Annotated in this window: 6 protein-coding genes; 3 read left to right on the top strand and 3 right to left on the bottom strand. The window is 41.7% G+C overall.

The genetic code is table 11. The features are described 5' to 3' along the window. Positions 1-78: 78 nt before the first annotated feature. Positions 79-1,194, bottom strand: coding sequence for a thiamine phosphate synthase (locus tag ACFFAP_RS33945; protein ID WP_375515336.1), 1,116 nt, complete (start codon positions 1,192-1,194; stop codon positions 79-81). A 717-nt stretch (positions 1,195-1,911) separates the two neighbouring features. Between ACFFAP_RS33945 and ACFFAP_RS33940 the strand changes: the two genes are divergently transcribed. From ACFFAP_RS33940 to ACFFAP_RS33930, 3 genes are all read left to right on the top strand, one after another. Then, complete coding sequence (locus tag ACFFAP_RS33940) at positions 1,912-3,825, top strand: DUF1565 domain-containing protein (protein WP_375515335.1); 1,914 nt, start codon at positions 1,912-1,914, stop codon at positions 3,823-3,825. A 228-nt stretch (positions 3,826-4,053) separates the two neighbouring features. Further along, entirely contained in the window at positions 4,054-4,398 is a 345-nt protein-coding gene (locus tag ACFFAP_RS33935; protein ID WP_375515334.1) for a DUF433 domain-containing protein, read from the top strand. A gap of 3 nt (positions 4,399-4,401) precedes the next feature. After that, on the top strand, positions 4,402-4,752 hold the full coding sequence (locus tag ACFFAP_RS33930) for a DUF5615 family PIN-like protein (RefSeq protein WP_322718035.1): 351 nt from the start codon (positions 4,402-4,404) through the stop codon (positions 4,750-4,752). A 172-nt stretch (positions 4,753-4,924) separates the two neighbouring features. Here ACFFAP_RS33930 and ACFFAP_RS33925 read toward each other — a convergent pair whose 3' ends face one another. Beyond that, positions 4,925-5,821, bottom strand: coding sequence for a hypothetical protein (locus tag ACFFAP_RS33925; protein WP_375515333.1), 897 nt, complete (start codon positions 5,819-5,821; stop codon positions 4,925-4,927). A 34-nt stretch (positions 5,822-5,855) separates the two neighbouring features. Further along, on the bottom strand, positions 5,856-6,788 hold the full coding sequence (locus tag ACFFAP_RS33920) for a CHAT domain-containing protein (RefSeq protein WP_375515332.1): 933 nt from the start codon (positions 6,786-6,788) through the stop codon (positions 5,856-5,858). Between the last annotated feature and the right edge of the window lie 262 nt (positions 6,789-7,050).

The raw sequence follows: 7,050 nt of genomic DNA, 5'->3' as shown, positions 1-7,050 counted from the left end.
GGGTAATGGGGAATGGGCAATGGGGTATTAGGTATTGGTTACTTACTTTGGACTAATGACAAATGACAAATGACTCTTTTAAAGTTCTGGTTTAATGCGATTGAGTTGGGAGAGCAAATATTGAGTCACTAGGGTAGGCTGTTCGGCTTGCATGAGCGATCGCACCACCGCTACACGTTCGGCTCCCGCATCGATCACATCATTGATATTATTGGCATCTATTCCTCCAATGGCAAACCAGGGAATTGAACAATTTTTGGCAGCATAACTGACATATTCTAAACCTGTTGCGACCTTACCTAGTTTCGTGGGAGTTTCATAAACTGGCCCCACGCCAATGTAATCTACACTTTCAGCAATTGCTGCTTGCATTTCTTCTTTATTTGTGGTAGAAAGACCTATCAGACGCTGTGAACCGAGTAATTGCCGAGCAACAGCAATGGGCATATCTTGTTGTCCTAGATGCACCCCATCGGCATCGACAGCTAAAGCTAGATCCACGCGATCGTTAACAATGAACAAAGCACCGTAGATATGGCATAACTGCCGTAATTTTCTCGCTTGTTCCAGACGCAAAGAATCATCGGCGGTTTTGTCACGGTATTGTAAAAGCGTTAATCCACCCTTGAGTGCAGCTTCGACGTTGTTCAACAAAGTTTCATGTGGGGAAGTAACAAGATACAAACGCGATCGCCACAATAATTGATGGCGCTGATGACCCATTAAACTACTTTCTAAGGTATAAACCTGATAGCGCATCTGCTTGCAAGCTTTAGCCATAGTTGGGTGATAAAGCTTACCGTATTCTTCCAACACCCGCAATGCTTCTTCTATCCGGCAAAAATTAGCTTGCAACACCGATTTGATACTAGCTCGTTGTTCTTCTTGAGGATGGGTTAACTCAGTCCCAGGATCGCCTGGTGTATCTCGCGCCGCCCGCAATTCCGGGGTATGCCACTTAGCTACCTCTTGTCGCAGCCGCTTGCATTCAAGAGCCAACTGGGCATTGTTCAACCCAAACCGACACCATTCCTCGATAATTCGCAAGCCCTCACGAGCGCGATCTAAATTGGCATCTAAAATGCGGTAGACAACTTGTTGTATTTGCTCTTTTTGGCTGTATGGCTCGACCATTACAACAACCCCGTTAGTGCTTTCATCGAAGTGTGAATTATCATATATCCTAGTAACCATAAGTTAATTAATTTGCTTTTTTTTACTCAACTTTTGCAAAATATACGTAAAATAACGTAGTAGTAAGGGTTACGGGAAATTATCCCATTTTCCTATGGCAGTGATAAGGGTAGTTTGAGGCTACAGTTTCACACTAAGGTTAGTCAAGTATTTTAGGGTAAACAACAAGCTTACAAAGGACTAGTACCGCAAGGCACGCATTCACGCATTCACGCATTCACGCATTCAAAAGGATTATGGAATCGGCTTTTTAGGGATTTTAAATGGTTGCTCTATTTACGCCGTGGTGTACTAGCCAGAGCGGATACACTAGAAAATCCACACCAGATGGGCAAATTAAATTTGAGACTGCATGGATACTATTTAGAGAGCATTTATACAGGAAATTTTAACTTTGAAATAGAGCGCTTTCTCACCCAAAATATCATCTAAGCCGATTATTGAAGCTCACAGTATATATCGCCTCACTGATGGTTAACAAATTTTAGAGTCAGGGTATTTTGGTGTTCGCGTAGCGTGTCCTTTAGGACAAGGTATTGTTGAACAGACACAATATCATTTGTTACACTGTCTTAAAAATCCTGACTCGGCCAATATGTGAGTAATATTATCGACATAATACTCTTAGAGAGTATAAGAATTTATGGTTACTTCCAAGGAGTTGTGTTAAATATGATTCACAATCGGATGTTTCCTAAGTACCATAGGGTAGATATTATGTTTGCGAAGCTTAAGTTTCTCAAATCAGCAAGGCTTTTAATTTTTAGTTTATCAGTATTATCTTTTACCGTAGGCATGGGAGCGGCAAGTATGGCGTTCCTGGGTAGCGCGTTAGCAAAGCTCGCCGTTGGCAAAGCCTCTCTAAGAGTTGGCATCGCTCAGATGCCATCGACACCAAATTCAGCACCTCTGGTTGAGAAAACAAATTCTCAGGTTAACGTGCTGTTTGTCAACCCAAATGGTGGAGATGACAAAGCAGGCAATGGTAGCGAATCCGCTCCTGTGAAAACAATTACCCAAGCTTTACGATTAGCTAACGCCAACACTGTAATTATGCTCTCCACGGGCACTTATAGCGCCGAGACAGGAGAAGAATTTCCCTTAATATTGAAACCGGGTATTTCAATTCAAGGCAACCCTAGCAATCAAGGTAAGGATATTGTAATTCAGGGAGGTGGTGATTACCTGAGCCGGAGCTTTGCCGGTCAAAATGTCGCAATTGTTGGAGCAAACCAAACCTTGCTCACTGGGGTAACGGTGACAAACCCAAACCGCCGTGGTTACGGTTTATGGATTGAATCAAGCAATCCGGTAATCGCGGAAAATACATTTACTGGCAGTACTCAAGATGGGATTTCTATCAGTGGTAATGCTGCACCTACTATTAGTAAGAATTATTTTGCTCGCAATGGAGCCAATGGCATCACAATTGCTGGTAACTCTAGTCCCCAAGTGAAGGAAAATGTCTTTCACCAAACAGGTTTTGGGATTAATATTGCCCAAAACGCCGCTCCTATACTTATAGGTAATCAAATTCAGAACAATAGATCGGGAATTGTGGTACAAGCAAATGCCCGCCCGATTTTACGGAATAATATTATTCAAGATAATAAAGAAGATGGTTTAGTTGCGATCGCTCAAGCAATGCCAGATTTAGGCAACGCATCCGAACCTGGGGGTAATCAATTTCAAAATAATGCCCGCTACGATATTAACGCCAGCGCTGCTAAACAGATGATTTTTGCTCCTGGTAACAACCTTGTGAGCGATCGCATCACTGGTAAGGTAGATATTAACGGTACAACAGCACTAGCAACCGAAAATTCTCAACCTGCTGCTAACAATGTATTACGACAAATACCAGCAAATGGAGAAATCACCTTCTCGGCTCCTGAAATCTCTGAAACTACTAATGGGCAAACCAGCAACATTTCAGCAAATAATCCTGTTCCTACACAATTAAACAGTCAACTGCTGCCATTGTTGCCAGCCAATATACCGCTTTCTGTGCCTATATCCAATCAACAGCAAGCCACCTCTAAAGTTGCTGGTTTTCCTACTCCTAGCAGCTTGTCGGCTAGACAAATACCAACTAACACTTCAAAAGTTGCAACTCCCAGTCCAGCACAGCCACCTGATGCAGCACAGTTGAATTATGTGCAGATTGAGCCTAATACGGTTGAGTTTACTGCTCCTGAGTATCCATCCAATTCAGTTGCACAGCCACCAGTTCCAACTATGAAGGATCAAACACAGCAGCTCTTACCAATACAAGAAACTTCTGCCTCATCTGCTTCCGCACTTTTACCACTTCCTGTAGGCGTAGCCCGTCGTAGACATCGCAATATCCCCATTGGTAATACTCGCAATCTGCAAACAAGTTCTGCAAGTATTTCCTATAGTGGTAACTCTGCAAGACAATTTAGTGTACGTTATCGCGTAGTAGTGCCACTTGCAACTGATAAGGATCGAGATTTAGTGCGATCGCTTGCTCCTGATGCGTTTCTCACAGTTTGGGATGGTCAAAAAGTTATGCAAGCAGGAGTATTTAGCAGTGAATATAACGCTAAAGAAATGCTCAAGACACTCTCTAATAAAGGTTTAAGAGCCATTATGGAGCCATTGAATTAATTGGGCATTGGACACTTGTACTGAGCGACTTCTTGCCTTGAGCGAAGTCGTTCGCGTAGCGTCCCGTAGGGAAGGGAGTCGAAGTATTGGGCAAAAAAGGTGGAGGGGAAAGACTTATATCCCCTCCAGTCTTTTTCCTCAATTTTGAATTTTGATGTAAGGGCGATCGCTCTTTAACGGGTAAAGTAAACTGAAGACAGAAATACCACAAATCCAAGAATTGCCCCCATGAGCGTTCAAATCGAATTTCAGGTTACCGCTCCACCGTTTCGTTGGGATGAAGCTGGAGGTATTCGCATCGGTCAAAGCCGCGTTACTCTCGATAGCTTGCTAGCAACATACCATAACGGCTCTACACCTGAAGAAATTGCTGTTCAGTATCCCGTTCTCTGTTTAGCGGAGATATACGCAGCGATCGCATATTATCTCACCCATCACCAAGAAATCGACAATTACCTAGAGCAGCGTCGCAAAAAAGCTCAACAACAGCGAAATCAATTTGTCCATGAGTATAATTTAGCTAATCTTAGGCAGCGCTTGGGCGATCGCTATCAGCCCCAAGGAGAATTATAGCCAGTGCGTCTATTGACTGATGAAAACTTCAATGGCTCGATATTGCGGGGCTTGATAAGACGTTTACCTGGATTGGATATTGTTCGTGTCCAAGATGTAGGTCTAATCCATACTGATGATTCCACTATCTTAGAGTGGGCAGCCAATGAAGAACGCATCTTGCTTACCCATGATATAGCAACGATTACTGTCCATGCTTATGAGCGAATCAACAAAGGTTTGTCTATGCCTGGAGTTGTTGAAGTTATTGCAACGGCTCCGATCGGACAGGTCATTGACGACTTATATTTATTCGTTCGTTGCAGTAAGTTTGGTGAATATGAAGGTCAGATCCTTTTCATTCCCTTTTCTTGATTGTAATGGCAATCGCACCTCAAAATGAAATCAATCGACTTGAGAGAGCGATCGCTTTTCTAATGTGGAAGAGGCAATTGCGGTTTCATCAAAGGAGCGATCGCACACCCTTATATCTGCGCTGATTCTCTATCAAGTCATTGGCAATGGACAGGGAAACATCATAGGGTAGTCAAAGGCAATCCTTTGCATCGTGTTCCGTTTTGCACGTATTCCGGCTAGATCCCACTAAATGTATAAAAAAAGTCTGCCGTTCATTTCCAGGTTTTACAGAGATACTATTTTCAGGACTGACATATTGAACTGCAAATTGTACACTAGTAGAATTTGTCAACTTCTCAGCCAGGGATAATGCAAAGTCTTTAGAGCTTTTATCGTAGTAAAAAACAGTGGATCTATCAGCGAACCATGCTGGTTTACTATTATAAACTTGACTCGCCTTTCTTACTGGGTAACCAACTGAGTTTATGATTGTATTAAAGAAGCTTTCGTCTACCTGATACCCATATACCCCAATATCATAAGGCAATTCTGGTTCTGGGGTATAAGCCTTTGGTCGTCGTGGTTCTATTGGTGGTATTTTATCTTTTGCTTCTAGAGTAGAAGGCGTAGCTTGAGTAGGAGGGGAGCTACTGTTCTTGTTTTGGTTAAATAAGCTAAACCCTGCTAATCCAATTAGAAGAATTGTACCACCTATAATTAATTTGTTTATAGCACTAGAAGCAGGAATAGACGATGGAACAATTGGCTGTTTATTATTAAGGGCATTCTGACTTAACCCCTGATTACAATGGAGTTTAGCTGCAATACCCCTTAAAAAATGTGTATATGTTCCATGATTAAAAACCGGAATCAGTTCCTTACAACAAAGCTTGCAAAGAGCTTCTTGTTCGTTGATTTGATTTAAATAATTAATCAGCTGTATAACAAAGTCACGTTCTGCACCATCTCTTATAAATGCAAGTTGATTAGGGTCAATTCCAATTCTTAAACATAGAGCTTCTCGTGCCTTTACTTTTTGGCTAATCAGCAATATGTCTGCTAATTCTATTAAATCGTCATCATTCAATAAACTCATAGGAATTTAAATTTAACTTATAATATTACTGACAATGTAGTTTTGATTTAATATTTTTCAAATCAGCCGAGCACTTACCCTTTTTAAAGACAACTTCTAGTTCATTGCAAATTTTACAAAAGGCTTCTTTATCATCTATTTCATGTAAATACTCAATTAGCTGTAAGGCAAAGTCAGTAACAGTAGATTCTCTTAAAAATCCAAGTTGATTTGGTTCAATCCCAATCTTTATACATAGTGCTCTTCGTGCCGAATATTCCGCACGTCCACTACGTATTAAGAGTGTTGTAAGTATTTCTCTGTCAGAATCGTTGAGTTCTTGAAATAACTCGGACGCTAGTTCGTTCTCTCCTAAAAGCTGCTCTTGGGGCAAACTAATTTTCATAACCTCCTCAATATTTGGCTTCTTCTTTAAAATTGGGGTTAGTTGCTCTGGAATACCTGCCAACCGAATTGCAGTGCAACCAAATTTATAGGCAAATTCCACGGGTCGCCCAGATCCTAAAGCATCATAAAAACCCACAGCAAATTCTATAGCAGCTCTATCTGGAATTGCCTTTTTCATCCCAATCACATAATTAACATGTTGGGAGATCGCACTTGCTTGCACCTCTGAGTAACAGCCGTTAAGAACAACACACTCAACTTGAGGAACAAACAGTTTAAACAGTTCCGCTAAGGCTTCTCCATCGACGAGCTTTGCCGAACCTGTTTCATCTTCAAAAACCAGACCCTCCTCCCCCGTCCCATGCCCAGAAAAATGAACAATAGAAGGATTGATATCGAGCATTGCTCGCTGAATGTCACGAGGTCGCACTGCCCACTTCTGCTCTAAAACAAATTCACTGCGGTGTTTGGCTCGCTCTAATCCAGCATCAATTTCACGCACTTCCTCATCCAAACGCAGTGGTGTTGTACCTTTAGGATTTGCTGCCAAAATTAAGATTGTTTGCTTCATGAGCTTACTCCAGTTAGTTGATCAGGTTTTCTCACTCAACTGGTTTTACCACTAGCTAGACCATCAGGGCAAACGCATCTAAATTACTCTTGATCACAACTAGAGTTAAAAGCCAACGGGAAAATTAGGTTTTCGCCTTTAATTATTTTTTCAACTCCAAAGCGATCGCTAATACTCCAACACGATTTCAAAGTACCTCAACATGACTTTGAAGTACCTCAAAACGACTTTGAAGTACCTCAAAACGACTTTGAAGTACCTC

The sequence above is a fragment of the uncultured Nostoc sp. genome (assembly GCF_964245575.1).
Classification (GTDB): Bacteria; Cyanobacteriota; Cyanobacteriia; order Cyanobacteriales; family Nostocaceae; genus Nostoc.
This window is presented reverse-complemented; position numbering and strand designations above follow the sequence as displayed.

What these genes read in the sequence shown, in the direction of transcription:
- ACFFAP_RS33945 (WP_375515336.1), bottom strand. Translation starts at nt 1,194, where the DNA reads ATGGTTACTAGGATATATGATAATTCACACTTCGATGAAAGCACTAAC.
- ACFFAP_RS33940 (WP_375515335.1), top strand. Translation starts at nt 1,912, where the DNA reads ATGTTTGCGAAGCTTAAGTTTCTCAAATCAGCAAGGCTTTTAATTTTT.
- ACFFAP_RS33935 (WP_375515334.1), top strand. Translation starts at nt 4,054, where the DNA reads ATGAGCGTTCAAATCGAATTTCAGGTTACCGCTCCACCGTTTCGTTGG.
- ACFFAP_RS33920 (WP_375515332.1), bottom strand. Translation starts at nt 6,788, where the DNA reads ATGAAGCAAACAATCTTAATTTTGGCAGCAAATCCTAAAGGTACAACA.